Below are 16,919 nucleotides of genomic sequence, written 5' to 3'. Positions count from 1 at the left end.
AAAACCAAACCTGAATCCGGGGTGCAGCTGTGAAGGGAATCCGCGTTGCCGTGATCGGCGGCGGACAGAACTGCGAGCACGACGTGTCCGTGGCGTCGGCGGCGTCGGTGCGGGCCGCGCTCGATCCGGCGAAGTACGAGGTCGTGGCGCTCACGATCGGTCGCGACGGCCGCTGGTGCGGACAGAGCGGGCAGGTCCTGGACACGTCGGCGTCCGGCAGCCTCGCCGCCGCGCTCGACGTGCTGGCGAGCTGCGACGTGGTGCTGCCGCTGGTCCACGGGCCGTTGGGGGAGGACGGCACGCTGGCCGGGTTGTGCGAGCTGGCGGGGATTCCGTACGTGGGCTCGCCGTTGCGGGCCGGTGCGCTCGCGATGGACAAGTGGGCCACCAAGCTCGTCGCCGAGGCCGTCGGGGTGCGGACGGCGCGGGGCAGGCTGGTCACCAACGCGTCCACTGTGGACTTCACCGGCCCTGTCGTGGTGAAGCCGGTGGCGGCGGGGTCGAGCTTCGGGGTGCGGCTCGTGGAGCAGGAGGGGGAGCTCGAACCCGCTGTCCGCCAGGCGCTGGAGCTCGACGACAGGGTGCTCGTCGAGGAGGTGCTCGAAGGCCGGGAGATCGACATCGCGGTACTCGACGACCCGGACGAAGGGCGCAGGACAGGGCCACCGCTGGAGATCCAGGTGCCCGGTCTCTTCGACACCACCGTGAAGTACGACGGCAGTGCCGAGTTCCTCATCCCGGCGCCGTTGGCGGACACCGAGCTGAAGGCCCTGGAAGACGCCGCCCTGAAGGTCTACGAGGCGCTCGGGTGCCGCGGGCTGGCGCGCGTCGACTTCTTCCTCACCGACGACGGCCTGGTGCTCAACGAGGTCAACACCATGCCGGGCATGACGGCGGAGTCGCAGGTGCCCAAGATGTTCGCGGCCGCCGGACTGTCCTATCCGGACCTGCTGGACAAGCTCATCAGGGGAGCGGTGCGGTGAGGCGCATCGCCGGGCTGGACGTGCTGCGCGGCGTCGCGATTCTGCTCGTGATGCTGCGGCACGCGTTTCCCGACGTGTTCCCCGGTGCCGGTGTGGTCGGGGTCGTCGTGTTCTTCACGTTGAGCGGCTACCTGATCACCGGCGTGCTCACCGGGGAGCTGGAGAGCAGGGGGCGCGTCGACTTCAAGCGGTTCTACCTGCGGCGGGCGCGCAGGCTGTTGCCGGCGTTGGCAGCGCTGACGGTTGTCTTCGTGGTGGTCACGCTCGTGTTCGACCCGTTGGGGGAGCGCGACGAACTGGTGCGGACGGCTGCGGTGCTGCTGACGTTCACCGGCAACCTGCCGATCGGCGGGGTGAGCCCGGCGGCGTTCCACAGCTGGACGCTCGCGACGGAGGAGCAGTTCTACCTGCTGTGGCCGGCGTTGCTGGCGTTCGCGTGGGTGCGCGACCGGACCGGCGCGGTGCTGGTCGTGACGGCGCTCGGAGCACTTGCGGCGTGCACGGCGACGCTGGTCTGGCTGTGGCCCGACGCCGACAACGCCTACGCGCTGCCGACGTCGTGGTTCGTGTGCTTCGTGATCGGCGCGGCGACGAGGCTGAAGCTGACCCGCGTCCCGCGCTGGGCGGTGCCGATCGCTTTGGCGGGCCTGTCGGTGCTGTCGGTGATCCCGTTGCGCGGCCACGTGCTGACGTACCTGGTGGCGGGTCCGGCGATCGCGGGCTGCACGGCGGTGCTGCTGCTGGCGTGGTCGAAGTGGGAGGAGGTGGCGACGCCGGTCCGTCCGCTGGTGGCGCTGGGAGTGCTGTCCTACGGCGCCTATCTGTGGAACTACCCGCTGACGCTGTGGCTGCGGCCGGAGCTGGGCGCCGCCGCCGGGCCGATCGCGGCGGTCCTCACGATCGTGGCGGCGGCGCTCAGCTGGCGTTACGTGGAGGAGCCGGTCATGCGGCGAGGTAGCCGTTCACCAGCCTCAGCCAGTCCTTCTTGACCGCCCAGCCGTCCGGGGCGTTCGGGTCGAGGTAGTAGATGCCGTGCGTCAAGGCGTTGGTGCCGTTGAGCCGGTAGGTCCACCACGCCCAGCCGATCCGGTTGGTGTCGAAGGCCCCGAGCACTTCGCGGGCCTTCGCCTTGGCGTCGGTGTCGCCGCTCTCGATGCCGATCTGGTTGATCCACACCGGGACGTCGTGCCTGGCGCGGAAGCCGGTGATCTGGCCGATCCGGTTGAGCGGGTTCTCGAAGATGAAGTAGTTGCAGGTGTAGATGACCTTCGGGTCGACCGTCGTGTGGGCGCCGTCGAGACGGCTGCAGCTGTAGTTGTCGTTGGGTCCCACCACGACCGGCGTCCTGCGGTCGATCGTGCGGATCGCGGCGATCATCTCGTCGTAGAACGCCTTCACCTCGCCGTCGCTCTGGCCGACCGGCTTCGGTTCGGGCAGGATCTCGAACGCGCCCATGTGCGGCTTGGTCTTGTAGCGCCGCACGAGGAACTGCCAGACCTCCTTGAACTGCTGCTTCATCACGGGGTTGGTCCAGAAGTTGTCAGGCCGCCCGCCCGCGCCCTGCCCGTAGTTCGAGTCGACGAACAGCGTGATCCACATGCCGGAGGAGCTCGCCTGCTCGATCATCTGGTCGAGCACCGCCAGGTGTCCTGGCTTGATGTGGCTGGGATTGCCCGGATCGGGGTCGCGGCTGTCGACGTCGTCCTTCCAGACTCCCCACCAGCGCAACGGGATCCGGACCGAGTTGGCGCCCGCCGCGACGTGGTCGCCCGCGTCCTGCGGCTGGACCGTGCCCCAGTGCCCCCAGTTGTAGCCCCGCAGCACGATCGGGTTTCCGGACGGATCGATCACCTCGGCGCCGGACACCGAGAGACGCCCCGGCGCGGCGCCGGCCGACGCCGGGACGCTGCCTAACAAGAGCGCGACTGCTGTCGTCACACCGAAAACCACGTGTCTCAGCTTCATGGAAGCCCCCTCACAAGATCGGAAGAACCGTTCGGGGCGATACGGTGCCGGAGCCGGAACCGGGCGTGGTTCGGGAAATGTTCGAGGAACATCAAGATCGAGGGATAGCCTCGAAGCGTGCTGGACATCGCCGAAGTCGCGGAGAAGTCAGGGCTCGCACCGTCGGCTCTGCGGTTCTACGAGAAGAAGGGCCTGCTGACGTCGAGCGGCCGCAACGGGCTGCGCCGCACGTACGAACCCGAGGTGCTGCAACGGTTGACGCTGATCAACTGCGCCCGCCGCGCCGGCTTCTCGGTGGCGGAGATCAGGCGGTTCCTGGTGGCGAGGGCCGGCGACGCCGTGTTGCAGGCGACCATCGCCGAGAAGGTCGCGACTCTCGGTGAGGACATCGCTCGTCTGCAGCGGATGCGTGAAAGTCTCGAACACGCGTCCACGTGCACGCACGAGCCGTTGGTCGAGTGTCCTGACTTCAAGAGGATGCTCGCGCCGTAGGAGGTGACCGGTGACCGATGACGAGCTGATCGTCGAGTTCGCGTTGACCCGCCTCGACAATCCGGGCCTCGACCTGGAGGAGGTCGCCGCGCTCGTGGTCGGGCGGGTGGGGCCGGAGCGGATGCTCGAGTTCGCCGGGCTGACGCTCGCGCACCGCGACGAACTGAGAGGCGCGGTGTTCCCCGCCGCCGTCGAGCACGTGCTGCGGGTGGTCCTGACGCTGCGGGGGCCGCGGGACTGACTTGCGCGGGCTGAACGTTTGTTCAATACTCTGAACATGCGTTCAGACCTGACGGCGCGCGCCCGGATCAGAGATGCCGCTTTGGCGCGGTTCGGTGCCGACGGCGTGGCGGGGACGTCCGTGCGCGCGGTCGCCGCGGATGCCGGTGTGTCGGCGGCCCTGGTGCTGCACCACTTCGGGTCGAAGGACGGGCTCAGGCAGGCGTGCGACGAGTACGCGCTCGAAGGCGTGGACTCCGAGGCCGATCTCGCCGAGGTCCTGCAGGCCGCCACGCCCGTGCGCCGCTACCTGGCACGTTCGCTGCTCGACGGCACCGAGAGCGCCTCGGCGCTGTTCGACTCGATCGTCGCGCGCACCGAGTCGTGGCTGGCGAAGGGCGAGGCGGAGGGGTGGGTCCGGCCCGGCTCGGACGCGCGCGCTCGTGCCGTGACGTACGTGGCCTGGCTGCTGGCGCCGTTGGTGCTCAGCGGGCACGTCGGCCGGCACCTCGGTGGTGATCCGGCGGAGACCTCCGTGGCCGTGCGGGGTGCGGTGGCCGGGCTGGAGATGCTGACGCACGGTCTGTTCGCCGACGACAGGTTCCTGTCGGCCTTCAAGGGGGTGGGGGATGGTTGAGTCCGTGGCTCGTGCGTTCCGGATGGACGACGAGGCGTGGCGGCGGCACGCGAACCCGTGGAGCGTGTGGACCCGGTTCGCGGCGATCCCGGCGATGCTGCTCGCGATCTGGAGCCGGACGTGGATCGGCGCGTGGTGCCTGGTGCCGATCTTCGTCGTGGTCGTGTGGCTCTGGCTGAACGTGAAGGTGTTCCCGCCGGTTTCCGCGCCGCGCAGCTGGACGGAGCGCGGGATCTACGGCGAGCGCGCCTGGCTGGAGAAGCGGGTGGCGATACCTCCTGACCACCGCGCGGTGCTGCGGCTGCTCGTGGCGGCGGGGTCGGTGGGGTTCGCGCTGATCATCTGGGGTCTGGTGGCGCTCCAGGTGTGGCCGACGGTGTTCGGGGCGACGCTGGTCGTGGGCGCCCAGTTGTGGCGCATTGACCGGTTCGGGTGGCTCTGGGAGCGCGTGAACGGGGCTTGAGCAGCGCTCGATCGCGGCTGCACGAAATTGTCGGTGCTCCCCGGTAACGTCCCCTTCATGAGTGCAGCTGGGGACCGGATTCAGGAGCTCGCCGCGCGGATCGTCGAGCTGCGTGACGCGTACTACCAGGGCGAGCCGCTGGTGGCGGACGCCGAGTACGACGCGATCGAGGACGAGTTCCGCGCGTTGGTCGCCGAGCACCCGGAGCTGGCTCCGGAGGACAACCCTCTGGACCACGTGGGCGCGCCGTCGGTGCTGCACGCGCCGGTGCGGCACTCGCGGCCGATGCTGTCGCTGGAGAAGGCGAACAAGCCCGAGCAGGTCGAGTCGTTCTTCTCCCGGTTCCCCGGCCAGCCGGTCGTGGTGATGCCGAAGCTGGACGGGCTGTCGCTCGCGCTGGTCTACGAGAACGGCCGGTTGGCCCGCGCGGTCACCCGCGGCGACGGCACGACGGGTGACGACGTCACGTTCCTGACGCGCGCGTTGTGCGACGGCGTGCCGGACAAGGTCGACGCGCCCGGCCGGGTCGAGGTGCGCGGCGAGTGCGTGATGCTGCGCTCGACCTTCGACGCGTACAACAGGAAGAACCCGGACAAACCGCTGATCAACCCGCGCAACGCCGCCGCGGGCACGTTGCGCGCGAAGGATCCGAAGGCGGTCGAGGGCCGCCGCATGCAGTTCTTCGCGTTCGACCTGACGACGGACCCGGAGACCGCCGACGCCGACCTGGACGCCGGTCTGCGCAAGCTCGGTTTCAGCGTGGCGGACATGAAGCACTGCTCCTCCGCTGCGGAGGCCCAGGAGCTCATCGGAGCCATCGAGCAGGCGCGCAACAGCCTCGACTACGACCTCGACGGCGCCGTGCTGCGCCTGGCCAACCGTGACGCGTTCGCCGCCGCGGGCACCCGTTCGAGCTCACCGCGCGGCGCGATCGCGTACAAGTTCGCCGCCGAGGAGAAGACGACGGTGCTGATGGACGTCGTGTGGGACGTGGGCAAGACCGGCAAGATCGCTCCCGTGGCGTGGCTGGAGCCGGTGTTCGTCGGCGGCACCACGGTGACCCGCGCGACCCTGGCCAACCAGGAGGTCATCCGCTCGCGCGGCATCAAGATCGGCGACACGGTCCTGGTCCGCCGCGCGGGCGACGTGATCCCGTTCGTCGCGGGCGTGCTCGACGAGTCCAAGCGCACGGGAGCCGAGCGGGAGATCGTGCCGCCGTCGGAGTGCCCGTCGTGCGCGCAGCCGCTCACCGAGCAGGGCAACAGCCGCGAGCTGTTCTGCACGAACGCGGTCTGCCCGGCCCAGACCGTGCGCCGCCTGATCCACTGGTCCTCCCGCGCCGCCGCCGACATCGACGCCATCGGCCAGGTCTGGATCGAGCGCCTGGCCGAGACCGGCGACCTGGTGAACCCGTCGGACTTCTACACGCTCACCAAGGAACGCCTGCTGGAGTTCGACCGCGTGGGCGAGGTCTCCGCCACCCGCATGATCGAGTCGATCGAACGCAGCCGCTCCGTGGGCCTGCGCCGCGCCCTCATCGGCCTGTCCATCCCGATGGCCTCCGAGGGCACCGCCGCCCGCCTGTGCCGCGCGGGCTTCGGCTCGCTCGAAGAGGTGGCGGACGCGGGCGTGGAGAAGCTCGTGGACGTGGAGGACATCGGTCAGAAGGTGGCCGAGTCCCTGAACCAGCACCTGGCCCGCCTGCGCCCGGAGATCGAACGCCTCCGCGAACGCGGCGTCTCCCTCGACGTCCGCGAGGAGGACCTGCCACCCGTCGTGGTGGCCGGCGCACCCCTGGAGGGCAAGTCGGTCGTCATCACGGGCTCGATCAGCGACCCGCGCTCCGGCGAGAAGGTCACCCGCCCGACGTTCCAGAAGATGTGCGAACGCGCTGGCGCAACGGCCGCGTCGTCGGTGTCCTCGACCACGGACATGCTGATCACCGGCGAGGGCGTCGGGGCGAGCAAGCTGACGAAGGCGGAGAAGCTCGGCGTCGAGGTGGTCGACCAGGGCGAGATCTGGAAGAAGCTGATCGCCGCCGGGGTCGCCTGAGAAGTGGGAAGCCCCCACGCTGACCGGGGGAGAACGGCAGCCTGGGGGCAGGTCGTGGTGGTCGCCTCTCGGCGGGTGGCTCGACGCGGCTCCAGCCGGACGGTGTTCCGCGAAGGCTCTTGTGTTGGGGCCCAGGGACTCGTTCCGCACCGACCGTTGTGTTCAACGGCGCGGGGATCCGTTGTGTTTCCAGGTGTTCTGTGTGCTCGCTCACCTGTGTGATGCAGGGAACCGTGGCTGTGCAAGGGAAAGCGGGTTGCCCTCAAGTCGCCTGCGGGAGGTGGACGGCTCGAGGGCTGGGTGCCACCAGGTCGTCCGTTGGGGGATGACGATCTGGTGGCGAGCTTCGGTGTTCTGTGTGCGCGCTCACCCGTGTGACGCAGGAAACCGTGGCTGTGCAAGGGAAGCGGGTGGCCCTCAAGCCGTCTTGGGGGTAGGCGGCTTGAGGGCGGTGTGCCGCCAGGTCGTTGAGGGGGTGTGACGTCCTGGGGCGGGCTTCGGGTGGTCGGTGCGGCGGTCGCCTCTCGGCGAGTGGCTCGACGCGGTACCAGCCGGACGGTCTTCCGCGAAGGCGATTCAGGTGAGGCCCGGGGGACACGGACCACACCGACCAATCTTTACAACGGCACCTCGGCCCCTGGTGTTTCCGGATGATCTGTGGGCTGCCTCACCGGTGTCGTCGTGCGGCTCTGCACGCGCTGCCTGGCGCCCTACCGCGGCGGCTACCTCAACGACTTCAGGCACATGGCCGCCAGGCTCGCGCAGGCGCGGCGGGCAGCCGGGGGCAACCTCGGCGACCCGACCAACTGTCCCGGCCCGGAGACCAGCGGCACGGCGTTCTTCACCTGCGGGCCGGCCTGGGTGGGTGTGCTGAACGCGGCCACCTGTCGGCCGGTCGCGATGACGGGCTGGAACGGGATGGTGCGCGTCGCGCTCTAAGGAAGCGGCCGACTCGGGTACGTGCGGGGCATCGGGAAGCAGCCGTCCGGCCATCAGCCGGTGAGGCGCGACGACACCTCCAACTTCGGCGCGTTCCTGCTCGCCGCGTCCGAAGTGGCGAAGCTCCGGCAGGTGGCGGCACCCCGCCCGGTCGTGCGCAGCGCTGAGCAGCGCACGGCCGGGGGTGCCGTTGGCGCGGAAGCGGCTCGCGATTGCGAGTGAGACGAACCTGGCGATCGTGTCGGCGGGGTTCGCGTGGATCAAGTGTGGCGCTCAGGGCCGCCGTGCCCCAAGGGGCCAAGTCAGATCAGGCCCAGCCGCCTGGCCGCGAGCACCGCGTCGCGGCGCTGGTTCACGCCGAGCTTGCGGTAGATGCCGCGCAGGTGCGTCTTCACCGTGTTGACCGACACGAACAGCGAGTCGGCTATCTCCTCGGTCGTGCGCATCGACGGCAGTTCGAGGAGCAGGTCGCGTTCACGGCTGGTCAGCACGTCGGTGGAGGCCGTCGACGCGGCCGGCAGCGCGGTCATCGTGGTGGTGGCGAACGACTCCAGCCTGCCGAAGCGTCCGGCGCCGCGCGCGAGCAGGTCGCGCACCGGCTTGCCGGCGTTGAGGAACGGGCGCAGCGCGCCGACCGGTTCGGCGGCGGCCAGCGCTCGGGTCACGGCCTCGTGCGCGCGTCGCTGGTCGCCGGAACGGTCGACGAGCACGGCCTCCAGCAACCAGCCGTCGACGACCGTCGGGACCGCCAGGGCGGGCAGATCGCCCGACAGCAACGGTTCGACGGCCTTGCGTGCCTGGGACACGCGGGCGTGATGGGTGTGCACGACCGCGCGCAGCACCGCCTGTTCGCCGCACGGACCGAACATCGCCTCCACCTGTTCGGGCATCGCCGACGCCCACTGCTCGTCTCCCGAGCGCAGGGCGATCCGTTGCACGGCCGGGGCGATGTGCGCGATGACGGGTGGTACGACTTGTCTGCCGGCGACGTCCTGCCACTGCTCGCGGACCCGGCCGACGACCGCGCGCGGGTCGCCCGCCGTCGGGAACGACACCGCGGCGTCCAATGTGGACACTGCCAGTGACGTCGCCGGATCGGGACGGTCGCCCAGCGCGAGCACCGCGCGGCCCGCGAGCTCCACGGCGCGGGCGTCGTCCAGCCTCAGGTACGCCTGCACCCCGACCAGGGTGTAGGCGAGCGCGCAGACGAAGTGCGACTGCCAGCCCTTCTCGGCGGCGAACTCCAGCGCCTCACCCGCCTGCCTCGCCGCGGCCCGGATGTCCCCGGACGCGCTCGTCAGTGCCGCCAGATGGACCTGGCAGTCCAGCACCGCGTGGTCGAACCGCTCCTGCCGCGCGATCGCCGACGCCCGCACCAGATCGTGTTCCGCACCCGCGTGATCACCCGACAACATCGCCGCGACCCCGCGGTTCAGCAACGCCGCCACCTCCGCGTCGGTGCCGCCACGCCCCGCCGCCGTGCGTGCCATCACCCGCAACGCCTCACCCAGCCGCGCGTCGAACCGGCCCCGCCGCAACAACGCCGTCGCGTGCAGCACCCGCACCCTGTCCTGCCGCAACGCGAGCGACTCGCCGCCGAGCCCGGTGAGCACCCGGTCCGCGGCCGCGACGTCACCCGCGTCCATCGCGACCAGCGCCGCGACGACACCCACCTGAGGCCGCGCGAGCACGTGGACGGGCACCGCGTCGACCACCGCCCGCAACCGGCCGCTGCCCTCCCTCAGCACCTCTTGCAGCACCGAGTGCTCCACGATCTCCGCTGTCAGCTGGTCGTCGCCCGCCCGCAACGCGTGCCGCAACGCCACCGCCGGTTCGTCGTTGTGGTGGTACCAGTGCGCCGCCGTCCGGTGCAGCGCCATCTCGTCCGCCGGACGGGACCGGCGCAGCTCCGCGGACAGGTGCGCGCGCAGCACCGGGTGGCAGCGGTACCACTCCGGCGCCGCCTCGAGCCTGCTGACGAACGAGTTGGTGCGCTCCAACGCGTCCAGCACCACGCCGGGGCTGGGGTGACCGGTGAGCGCGCCGGCCAGTTCCGCGCTCACCGTGTCGCACACGCTGGTCGCGACGAGCAGGTCCCGCACCCGCTGCGGGTGCCGCGCCAGCACCTCCTCGCCGAGATAGCGGCTCACGACCTGGTCCAGACCTGCGAACATCAGCAGCTCGTCCGGCTTGGCCGATCCCGCCGCCAGGTTCATCACCGCGAAGCGCAACCCGCCGATCCACCCTTCCGTGCGTCTGAGCAGCAGATCGACATCGGCCGGCGAGAGCTCCACGCCGTGCGCCGCGAGCAGTGCCTCGGTTTCGCCGCGCCCGAACGCGAACTCGTCCGGCAGCACCTCGCGCAGCCGCCCTTCCAGGTGCAGGCGGCCGAGGTGCAGGGCAGGAGGGAAACGGCCCAGCAGCACGAGGCGCAACCGGTCCGGTGGTCGGCGGGTGAGCAGGTCGATGCTCGCGAGCGCCTCGGCGTCGCGGATCTCGTGCACGTTGTCGAGCACCAGGCACACCGAAGCGGGCACCTGGTCGAACGCGGCGACGACGGCGGAGGAGAAAGCCGGTTCGGTCAACGGGATCGCGTCCGTGAGGCCGAGAGCGTCACGGATGGCGGCCCGCAGCCGCGCCGGTTGGTTGTCGTGCTCGTCGAGCGTCAGCCACGCCACGCGGTCGCCACGGCGGCGCGCCCACTCGGCGAGCAGCGTCGTCTTGCCGCACCCCGCAGGGCCTGTCACCACCGTGACCGGCGCGGACGACACGTGGTCGTCCACTGTGGATAGCAGAGCTCCGCGTCGGACGAGAGGTGTCGCCGCGGTGGGCACGCGCAGCTTCGCCTGGCCGGTCTCGGGGCTGTGAGGCTCGCACTCCGAACTGTCGGACATCGCGTTTTGTCTCCCGATGGGATTAGTCAGGGCATGATCGCGTGATCGAACCGCTGGAAACGGAAATCAGCCACAGCCCCCGTCCCAGTACGCCCATCAGCCTGGGGAGCAACGACAGCGTCGCCAGCGTCCCGGTCGTCCTCGGCGGACCGCACTCCTCCTTGCTGCCCGTGGCGACGACGGCGAGGAGCACGGCCACGACGAACACGATGCGCCGGGAACGAGAACGGTTGGGTTCACGTCTCAAGATCGGTCACCTCCAGCACCGACGTTGCTCGCCCGGACACGTGTGTGGCCTCCCCCTCCGCGGGCGGTAGCGGCGCGGGGGTTCACCTGCGGCGGGTGAAGCAGCGGATGTGCCCGCCCGCAGAACCTGTGCCTCATGAGCCATCGACTCGCGCTGCGCGACCTGATCGACGTCGTCCGTCCCGCTCGTCCCGTCGCCTCCGTCTACCTGGGATCGAGCCCGCTGAGGTCGTGGCGGGCGCGCTGGCTGCGCCTGGCGGACCAGCTGCGCAGCGACGGCGCCGGCCCGGAACTGGTCGACACGATCGGCGAAGTGCTGCACCGGGCCCGATCCCTGTACCCGACGGCGGACACGCTCGTGGCGTTCGCGGGGGAGGAACTGCCGGCACGCGTCTTCCACACGCCGGGCCTGCGCCATCTGGACCTCGCCTGGTTCAGCTCACCGGCCCACGTCCTGCCGGTGCTCGCCTGGTTGCAGGAACGCCCGCCGCGCGTCGCCGTGACCGCCGGGCGGTGCAGCGCGGACCTCGTGGGCGGCACCGAACGGATCTCGTTGAACTACCCGGAACCGCAGTGGCCAGAAGGCGTGCGGTCCGCCGCCGCCGCGTGCGCGGAGATGCTCGACCGCCAGGAGGCCAGGCTCCTGGTGGTCGCGGGGGAGGACGAGGTGGTGGGCACGCTGTGGGAGGCGTTGCCCGCCCCCGTCCGCCGCGACGTCGTGGTCCGCTGGACCGGTCGCGACCTCACCCCGAACCGCATCGCCGCCGAGACCCGCGCGGCCGCCCGGTCGTCCGTCGAAGGCGTGCTGGCCGACTTCAACGAACGCGGTCGTGTCCGGCAGCTCTCGGTGGAGGGCGTCGACGACACCCTCAACGCTCTCGCCGCGGGCCGTCTGGACGATCTGATCGTCGGCTACCCGGAGGACGTCACGGCCACCGCCTGGTACGGCCCCGCTCCCACCGACGTCGCGAGGGGGTGGTCCCCGTCCCGTCGCTGCGGCCTGCTCGCCGACGTGGCGGTCCGCGCCGCTCTGTTGAGCGGCACGCGGGTGCACGTGATCACCGCTGGAGTGCCGTCCGCGCCGTTCCAGAACATCGGCGGCCTGTGCCGCGCGCGCCTGGCCCTGGTGCGCTCATGACCACCGAGCTCCTGCCGCTGCGCACCGGGTTCGACGTCGCGTGGCTCGGCTACCGCCGCGACCAGGTCCAGTACTACGTGGGCGAGGCCGAACGGGACTTCACCCTGCTGGCAGCCGATCGCGACGCGGCGGAGGCACGAGCCGTGTCGCTCGCCCGCAACCTGGAGGCGGCGCGCGAGGAGAACCGGGCGTTGCGCGACCGCATCGACCGCCTGTGCCGTCAGCCGCTGTCACCCGAGGCGGTGGGCGAACGTCTCCGGCACGCCGTCGACGCGGCCCTGACGGAGGCCGCCGCGATCGTCGAGCGGGCCGGCGCGATCGAGGACCACGTCTGGGCTTCCGCGCAGCAGACCCACGCCGAGCACCGCGACCTGCTCGCCACCACCCGCGAACGCATGACGCGGCTGGTCCGTGAGGGCGAGGCGCGGCGCCTCGCGCTCGACGAGGCCGCGGCCAGGCAGCGCGCCCAGGTCCAGGAGGACTTCGAGCTGGCGCTGGCGTTGCGGCGCAAGGAATCCCTGCGCGACGCCCAGCTGATCGAGGAGACCGCGCGGATGCGGGCGGATCGGATGCTGCGGGAGGCGGCACGGCAGGTGGAGGTGCTGCGCGAGCACCGGGACCGGGTGGCGGACGTGCTGCGGGTCGTGCACTCGTTGCTGGGCAAGGCAGCCGGGCACCTGCGGGTGGGGGAGGGCGTGTGACGGCGTCCCCCGAACGGGCCCGCACCAACGTTGATGAAGGTTCCCTTCATCAAGACGGTTTCGCGGGCGGTGGCCGGTGAAGATCCTCCCCTTGGCGCTGGCCCAGTTCATCGCGAGCTACGCCGCCACCAACATGAACGTCGCCATCAGCACCATCGCGCACGACCTCGGCACGACGATCACCGGCGTCCAGACCACCATCACGATGTTCACGCTCGTCATGGCCGCGCTGATGGTGCCGGGCAGCAAGCTCACCGATCTGTGGGGCCGCCGCCGGTGTTTCGTGCTGGGCCTCACGATCTACGGCACCGGCGCGCTGCTCGCCGCGTTCGCCCCCGGTCCCGGCCTGCTGCTCGTCGGCTACGCGCTGCTCGAAGGCGTCGGGTCGGCGTTGATGATCCCGCCCATCTACATCCTCGTCACTGCGCTCGCCACCGACCCGACGGCTCGGGCCAGAGGATTCGGCGTGGTGTCCGGGGCGGGCGGGCTGGGTGCGGCGGCGGGACCGTTGCTGGGTGGGCTGATCACGAGCACGTTCAGCTGGCGCGCGTCGTTCGGCGTCCAGGTGCTGGTGGTGGCGGTGATCATCGTGCTCGCCAGGAACCTGCCGAAGACCGCGGGCACGCCGGGGAAGTTCGACCTCCTGGGCGCGTTCCTGTCGGGTGCGGGGCTGTTCCTGCTCGTGCTGGGTGTGTTGCGCACCAACGTGAACGGCTGGCAGGGCACAACGTGGCTGCTGATCGGGTCGGGCGCGGTGGTGCTGGCCGCGTTCGCCTGGCACATCAACCGGAGCAGCAACCCGTTGTGCGAGCCGAAACTCTTCAAGGACCGCACCTCGAACCTCGGCCTCGGCACGCAGCTGGTGCAGTGGCTGGTGTTGCAGGGCACGTTCTTCGTGCTGTCCGTGCACCTGCAGCAGCAACAGGGTCTGAGCGCGATCGAGACCGGCGTCGCCCTGCTGCCCGCCACCGCCGGCATGCTCGTCACCTCGGCTCTCGCGGGCCGGTTCGCCCGCAAGTACGCCCAGCGCACGTTGATCCGCGCCGGGTTCGTGCTCACGATCGCCGGCACGCTCCAGCAACCGGTCGGCCTGTTCCTGCTCGGCGCGGGCATCGGGATCATGCTGACCGCGTCGGTCAACGTCGTGCAGTCGCGGTGGCCCGACGCCGACCAGGCGGACGTGTCCGGGGTGTCGCGCGCGGTGTCGAACCTCGGGTCCTCGTTCGGCACCGCGCTCGTCGGCTCGGTCCTCACCGGCGCCGGACACCCCTACCGGGCGGCACTCACGTTGCTCGTGCTGTTCGCCGTCGTCGGGCTCGTCTTCGCGCTGTTCATCCGGAGCGACGGCGAACCGCGGCGAGGATGACCTTCAGCGCCACTCCCACCACGAGCAGGTTCAGCACCATCTGCACGGTCACCAGCGCGCGGGCCATCGACGAAACCGGTGTGATGTCACCGAATCCGACCGTGGAGAACACCGTGACGACGAAGTACAACGCGTCCGTCCGGTCCAACGCGACGGTGAAGCTGCCGGGCTGATGTCTCGCCAGCAGGAAGCACGCCTGAGCGAACACCAAGAGGTACAGGGGAATCACGAGGGCGAGGGCCTGCACGCCCTGCCAGCCGGGACGTGCGGACCGCCCGATCGTCCGCACCTGCCACCAGAACACCACGCCGACCAGCAGCAGAGCCGCGACCAGCCGGAGCACGCTGTACGCGTCCTCCGGCTGGTCCATCGGCAGGCGGTAGTAGACCAGCAGCAGCACCCCGACAGTCGCCGCCGGTCGCACCACCGCCCAGGTCACGAGGTGAACGTCTCCTTCAGCAGCTTCTCCTGCTCGGTCGAGAGGTTCGTGGTGATCAGCGTGGCTCCCGTCTGCTTGAACTGGTCGGCCACCCGGTCGACGACCGCGTTCTCCGACATGACGAACAACGCCGACGTGCCCGGCGTGACGCTCTCCCTCACGTCCTGGACGAAGTCGTCGTCAATGCCCGCGCGGGACAACGATCCGGCCAGTGCGCCGACGCCGGCCCCGATCGCCGCGCCGAGCACCGGGATGAAGAAGATCAGCCCGAACAGCAGACCCCAGAACGCGCCGCCGAGCGCACCCGCGCCGGTGAGCTTGCCGAGCTCCTTGGTCTTCGGGCGTTTCGCATCGGCCTCCCAGTAGACGTACGCGGTGTCGCGGATGGTGATCAGTTGCTGCTCCTGGAGTTTCTGCAGGAGGTCGAGCGCGTTGCGCGCCCCGTCGGAGGTGTCGAACTTCCACACGGTCAAAGTGGCCATGGCCGAAACTGTGCGAGACAACGGCGGCGGCAGTCCTCACCCGCGCGGGGTGAGCTGTTCGTCGAGGGTGACGGCCGCGTCGATGAGGGCCAGATGCGTGAACGCCTGCGGGAAGTTGCCCAGCTGTTCGCCGTTCAGGCCGATCTCCTCGGCGAAGAGCCCGAGGTGGTTGCCGTAGGTGAGCATCTTCTCGAACACCAGCCGCGCCTCGCGGGTCCGTCCGGACAACGCCAGCGCGGAGACGTAGTTGAACGTGCACAACGAGAACGTGCCCTCCGACCCGCGCAGCCCGTCCGGCGCGGCCTCGGTGTCGTAGCGCAGCACGAGGCTGTCGTGGACGAGGGACTCCATGGCCGCCAACGCGTCCAGCCACACCGGGTCGCGCGGCGCGACGAACCCGACCTGCGGCAGCCGCAGCAGCGACGCGTCCAACGCTGATGCTCCGTACCGCTGCACGAACGCACCCGTCCGGCGGTCCCAGCCGCGTTCCCAGACCTGGCCGTAGATCCGGTCGCGGATCGAACGCCACCGCTCGACCGGCCCCGGCCTGCCCTCGGCGGACGCGATGCGGATCGCCCGGTCGAACGCGACCCAGCTCATCACCCGGCCGTAGGTGAAGTCGGCACGACCGGAGCGGGTCTCCCAGATGCCCTCCTCCGGCTGGTCCCAGTTCTGCGCCAGCCACTCCAGCTGCTCGACCACCGCGTGCCAGCCCCGGTGCGACACGCGCACACCGCAGAGGTGCGCCGCGTACACGCTGTCCAGGAACTCGCCGTAGATGTCGAGCTGCAGCTGGTCGGCCGCGCCGTTGCCCGCCCGCACCGGTGACGACCCGCGGTACCCCTCGAAGTGCTCCAGGACGTGCTCCTTGAGATCAGCGGACCCGTCCACCGCGTACATCACCTTCAACGGGCCGCCCTCCTCGCACCGCTGGGTGAGCCACCGCCCGAACGCCGTCGCCTCCTCGGTGAAACCCAGGCGCAGCAAGGACGACACCGCGAACGACGCGTCACGGACCCACGTGAAGCGGTAGTCCCAGTTCCGCTCACCGCCGAGCTGCTCGGGCAGACCGGCGGTCGGCGCCGCGACCAACGCCCCGGTCGGCGCGTAGGTGAGCAGCTTCAACGTGATCGCCGACCGGTCGACCGCCTCGCGCCACCGGCCGCGGTAGGCCGACTGGGCGAGCCAGCCGTGCCAGAACAGCACGGTCGCGTCGAACAGCTCACGCGCCTGCGCGGAGGTGACGGCACGCGGCGGACCCGCGGCGCCGGACTCCAGCACGACACCGCGGGTCTGCCCCTCCACCAGGGAGAGGGTCGCGTGCAGGTCCTGCGTCGCGGTGATCTCCCCGGACACCAGCCGCGGATCGCCGGGCTCGCGCACCGCGTGCACCACCAGGCCGGACTGGCCGCACTCGAAGACCACCCCGTCGCCGGTGATCCTGGCGCGGTGGGCGCGGCGGCCGTAGTCGAACCGCGGCGCCACGTCGACCTCGAACGTCATGCGGCCGCGCACGCACCGCACGATCCGCACCAGCCGGTGCCGGTCGGTCGCGTCGTGGTCGGGCAGCGGCGGCATGAAGTCGATCACCTCACCCGTGCCCTCGTCGGTCATGAACCGGGTGATCAGCACCGCGGTGTCGGGGAAGTACAGCTGACGTCCGGTGCGACCCGCGGGCGCGATGCGGCAGAACCCGCCGCGCTGGCGGTCGAGCAGCGAGGCGAACACCGCGGGCGAGTCGAACCGCGGGCCGCAGAACCAGTCCACGGTGCCGTCGGTGGACACCAGCGCGGCGGTCTGCAGGTCGCCGATCAGGCCGTGGTCGGCGATCAGCGGGTACGGGGGTTGTGTCGTCATGGGATCGACAGTCACCGGCGAGGCCACGACAGGTCTTCACCCGCCG

18 protein-coding genes are annotated in these 16,919 nt (G+C 70.6%); 12 read left to right on the top strand and 6 right to left on the bottom strand.

Going from position 1 to position 16,919, the window contains the following annotated elements:
* Nucleotides 1-29 precede the first annotated feature (29 nt).
* A complete protein-coding gene (locus AOM45_RS14935; RefSeq protein ID WP_051783756.1) occupies nucleotides 30-983 on the top strand; it encodes a D-alanine--D-alanine ligase family protein in 954 nt (317 codons plus the stop codon).
* Complete coding sequence (locus tag AOM45_RS14930) at nucleotides 980-1,972, top strand: acyltransferase family protein (RefSeq protein ID WP_156093913.1); 993 nt, start codon at nucleotides 980-982, stop codon at nucleotides 1,970-1,972. The genes AOM45_RS14935 and AOM45_RS14930 overlap by 4 nt, the downstream gene beginning before the upstream one ends.
* On the opposite strand, the gene AOM45_RS14925 is transcribed toward AOM45_RS14930, so the two are convergent.
* Nucleotides 1,926-2,948 carry a glycoside hydrolase family 5 protein gene (locus AOM45_RS14925; protein ID WP_030468656.1) on the bottom strand — a complete coding sequence of 341 codons (1,023 nt, stop codon included), beginning with the start codon at nucleotides 2,946-2,948 and terminating at the stop codon, nucleotides 1,926-1,928. The genes AOM45_RS14930 and AOM45_RS14925 overlap by 47 nt on opposite strands.
* Before the next feature lie 117 nt (nucleotides 2,949-3,065).
* Between AOM45_RS14925 and AOM45_RS14920 the strand changes: the two genes are divergently transcribed.
* From AOM45_RS14920 to AOM45_RS14890, 7 genes are all read left to right on the top strand, one after another.
* On the top strand, nucleotides 3,066-3,440 hold the full coding sequence (locus AOM45_RS14920) for a MerR family transcriptional regulator (RefSeq protein WP_030468657.1): 375 nt from the start codon (nucleotides 3,066-3,068) through the stop codon (nucleotides 3,438-3,440).
* Nucleotides 3,441-3,450: 10 nt separating this feature from the next.
* Nucleotides 3,451-3,681 carry a hypothetical protein gene (locus tag AOM45_RS14915; RefSeq protein ID WP_030468658.1) on the top strand — a complete coding sequence of 77 codons (231 nt, stop codon included), beginning with the start codon at nucleotides 3,451-3,453 and terminating at the stop codon, nucleotides 3,679-3,681.
* Nucleotides 3,682-3,717: 36 nt separating this feature from the next.
* Nucleotides 3,718-4,296 (top strand): TetR/AcrR family transcriptional regulator, encoded by a 579-nt coding sequence (locus AOM45_RS14910; protein WP_035910735.1) that lies wholly within the window; start codon nucleotides 3,718-3,720, stop codon nucleotides 4,294-4,296.
* Nucleotides 4,289-4,759 carry a DUF6653 family protein gene (locus tag AOM45_RS14905; RefSeq protein ID WP_030468660.1) on the top strand — a complete coding sequence of 157 codons (471 nt, stop codon included), beginning with the start codon at nucleotides 4,289-4,291 and terminating at the stop codon, nucleotides 4,757-4,759. Before AOM45_RS14910 ends, AOM45_RS14905 begins: the two co-directional genes overlap by 8 nt.
* Nucleotides 4,760-4,816: 57 nt before the next feature.
* Nucleotides 4,817-6,811: an NAD-dependent DNA ligase LigA gene (gene ligA, locus AOM45_RS14900; RefSeq protein WP_030468661.1), complete on the top strand. Its 1,995-nt coding sequence runs from the start codon at nucleotides 4,817-4,819 to the stop codon at nucleotides 6,809-6,811.
* Nucleotides 6,812-7,468: 657 nt separating this feature from the next.
* On the top strand, nucleotides 7,469-7,750 hold the full coding sequence (locus AOM45_RS14895; protein WP_030468662.1) for a hypothetical protein: 282 nt from the start codon (nucleotides 7,469-7,471) through the stop codon (nucleotides 7,748-7,750).
* A 21-nt stretch (nucleotides 7,751-7,771) separates the two neighbouring features.
* Nucleotides 7,772-7,972 (top strand): hypothetical protein, encoded by a 201-nt coding sequence (locus AOM45_RS14890; protein ID WP_030468663.1) that lies wholly within the window; start codon nucleotides 7,772-7,774, stop codon nucleotides 7,970-7,972.
* A gap of 80 nt (nucleotides 7,973-8,052) precedes the next feature.
* On the opposite strand, the gene AOM45_RS14885 is transcribed toward AOM45_RS14890, so the two are convergent.
* Both AOM45_RS14885 and AOM45_RS14880 read right to left on the bottom strand, forming a co-directional pair.
* On the bottom strand, nucleotides 8,053-10,644 hold the full coding sequence (locus tag AOM45_RS14885; protein ID WP_081902222.1) for a winged helix-turn-helix domain-containing protein: 2,592 nt from the start codon (nucleotides 10,642-10,644) through the stop codon (nucleotides 8,053-8,055).
* A gap of 22 nt (nucleotides 10,645-10,666) precedes the next feature.
* A complete protein-coding gene (locus AOM45_RS14880) occupies nucleotides 10,667-10,891 on the bottom strand; it encodes a hypothetical protein (protein ID WP_156093915.1) in 225 nt (74 codons plus the stop codon).
* Between the two features lie 135 nt (nucleotides 10,892-11,026).
* On the opposite strand from AOM45_RS14880, the gene AOM45_RS14875 reads away from it, so the two are divergent.
* The 3 genes from AOM45_RS14875 to AOM45_RS14865 all read left to right on the top strand — a co-directional run bounded on the left by AOM45_RS14875 (nucleotide 11,027) and on the right by AOM45_RS14865 (nucleotide 14,095).
* Nucleotides 11,027-12,028, top strand: a complete 1,002-nt coding sequence (locus AOM45_RS14875) for a hypothetical protein (RefSeq protein WP_030468666.1) — start codon at nucleotides 11,027-11,029, stop codon at nucleotides 12,026-12,028.
* Complete coding sequence (locus AOM45_RS14870) at nucleotides 12,025-12,729, top strand: hypothetical protein (protein WP_030468667.1); 705 nt, start codon at nucleotides 12,025-12,027, stop codon at nucleotides 12,727-12,729. The genes AOM45_RS14875 and AOM45_RS14870 overlap by 4 nt, the downstream gene beginning before the upstream one ends.
* A 76-nt stretch (nucleotides 12,730-12,805) precedes the next feature.
* The gene (locus AOM45_RS14865; RefSeq protein WP_030468668.1) at nucleotides 12,806-14,095 is read left to right on the top strand and encodes an MFS transporter; all 1,290 of its coding nucleotides are present in this window, start codon (nucleotides 12,806-12,808) and stop codon (nucleotides 14,093-14,095) included.
* On the opposite strand, the gene AOM45_RS14860 is transcribed toward AOM45_RS14865, so the two are convergent.
* From AOM45_RS14860 to AOM45_RS14850, 3 genes are read right to left on the bottom strand one after another with little or no spacing between them, the layout of a single operon-like run.
* Nucleotides 14,061-14,534 carry a potassium channel family protein gene (locus AOM45_RS14860; protein ID WP_051783758.1) on the bottom strand — a complete coding sequence of 158 codons (474 nt, stop codon included), beginning with the start codon at nucleotides 14,532-14,534 and terminating at the stop codon, nucleotides 14,061-14,063. The two genes, AOM45_RS14865 and AOM45_RS14860, sit on opposite strands and share 35 nt — an antisense overlap.
* Nucleotides 14,531-15,016 carry a DUF1269 domain-containing protein gene (locus AOM45_RS14855; RefSeq protein WP_030468670.1) on the bottom strand — a complete coding sequence of 162 codons (486 nt, stop codon included), beginning with the start codon at nucleotides 15,014-15,016 and terminating at the stop codon, nucleotides 14,531-14,533. Before AOM45_RS14855 ends, AOM45_RS14860 begins: the two co-directional genes overlap by 4 nt.
* Before the next feature lie 36 nt (nucleotides 15,017-15,052).
* Nucleotides 15,053-16,873 carry a glycoside hydrolase family 15 protein gene (locus tag AOM45_RS14850; protein WP_030468671.1) on the bottom strand — a complete coding sequence of 607 codons (1,821 nt, stop codon included), beginning with the start codon at nucleotides 16,871-16,873 and terminating at the stop codon, nucleotides 15,053-15,055.
* Between the last annotated feature and the right edge of the window lie 46 nt (nucleotides 16,874-16,919).

It is taken from the genome of Lentzea aerocolonigenes, from assembly GCF_000974445.1.
Taxonomy (GTDB): Bacteria; Actinomycetota; Actinomycetes; order Mycobacteriales; family Pseudonocardiaceae; genus Lentzea; species Lentzea aerocolonigenes.
Note: the sequence above shows the minus strand (reverse complement) of the source record. Positions and strands in the feature narration are given on the sequence as shown.

Excerpts from the sequence above, each read along its gene's own strand:
- AOM45_RS14870 (WP_030468667.1), top strand. The coding sequence starts at position 12,025 with ATGACCACCGAGCTCCTGCCGCTGCGCACCGGGTTCGACGTCGCGTGG.
- AOM45_RS14905 (WP_030468660.1), top strand. The coding sequence starts at position 4,289 with ATGGTTGAGTCCGTGGCTCGTGCGTTCCGGATGGACGACGAGGCGTGG.
- ligA (WP_030468661.1), top strand. The coding sequence starts at position 4,817 with ATGAGTGCAGCTGGGGACCGGATTCAGGAGCTCGCCGCGCGGATCGTC.
- AOM45_RS14885 (WP_081902222.1), bottom strand. The coding sequence starts at position 10,644 with ATGTCCGACAGTTCGGAGTGCGAGCCTCACAGCCCCGAGACCGGCCAG.
- AOM45_RS14925 (WP_030468656.1), bottom strand. The coding sequence starts at position 2,948 with ATGAAGCTGAGACACGTGGTTTTCGGTGTGACGACAGCAGTCGCGCTC.
- AOM45_RS14850 (WP_030468671.1), bottom strand. The coding sequence starts at position 16,873 with ATGACGACACAACCCCCGTACCCGCTGATCGCCGACCACGGCCTGATC.
- AOM45_RS14910 (WP_035910735.1), top strand. The coding sequence starts at position 3,718 with ATGCGTTCAGACCTGACGGCGCGCGCCCGGATCAGAGATGCCGCTTTG.
- AOM45_RS14855 (WP_030468670.1), bottom strand. The coding sequence starts at position 15,016 with ATGGCCACTTTGACCGTGTGGAAGTTCGACACCTCCGACGGGGCGCGC.
- AOM45_RS14875 (WP_030468666.1), top strand. The coding sequence starts at position 11,027 with ATGAGCCATCGACTCGCGCTGCGCGACCTGATCGACGTCGTCCGTCCC.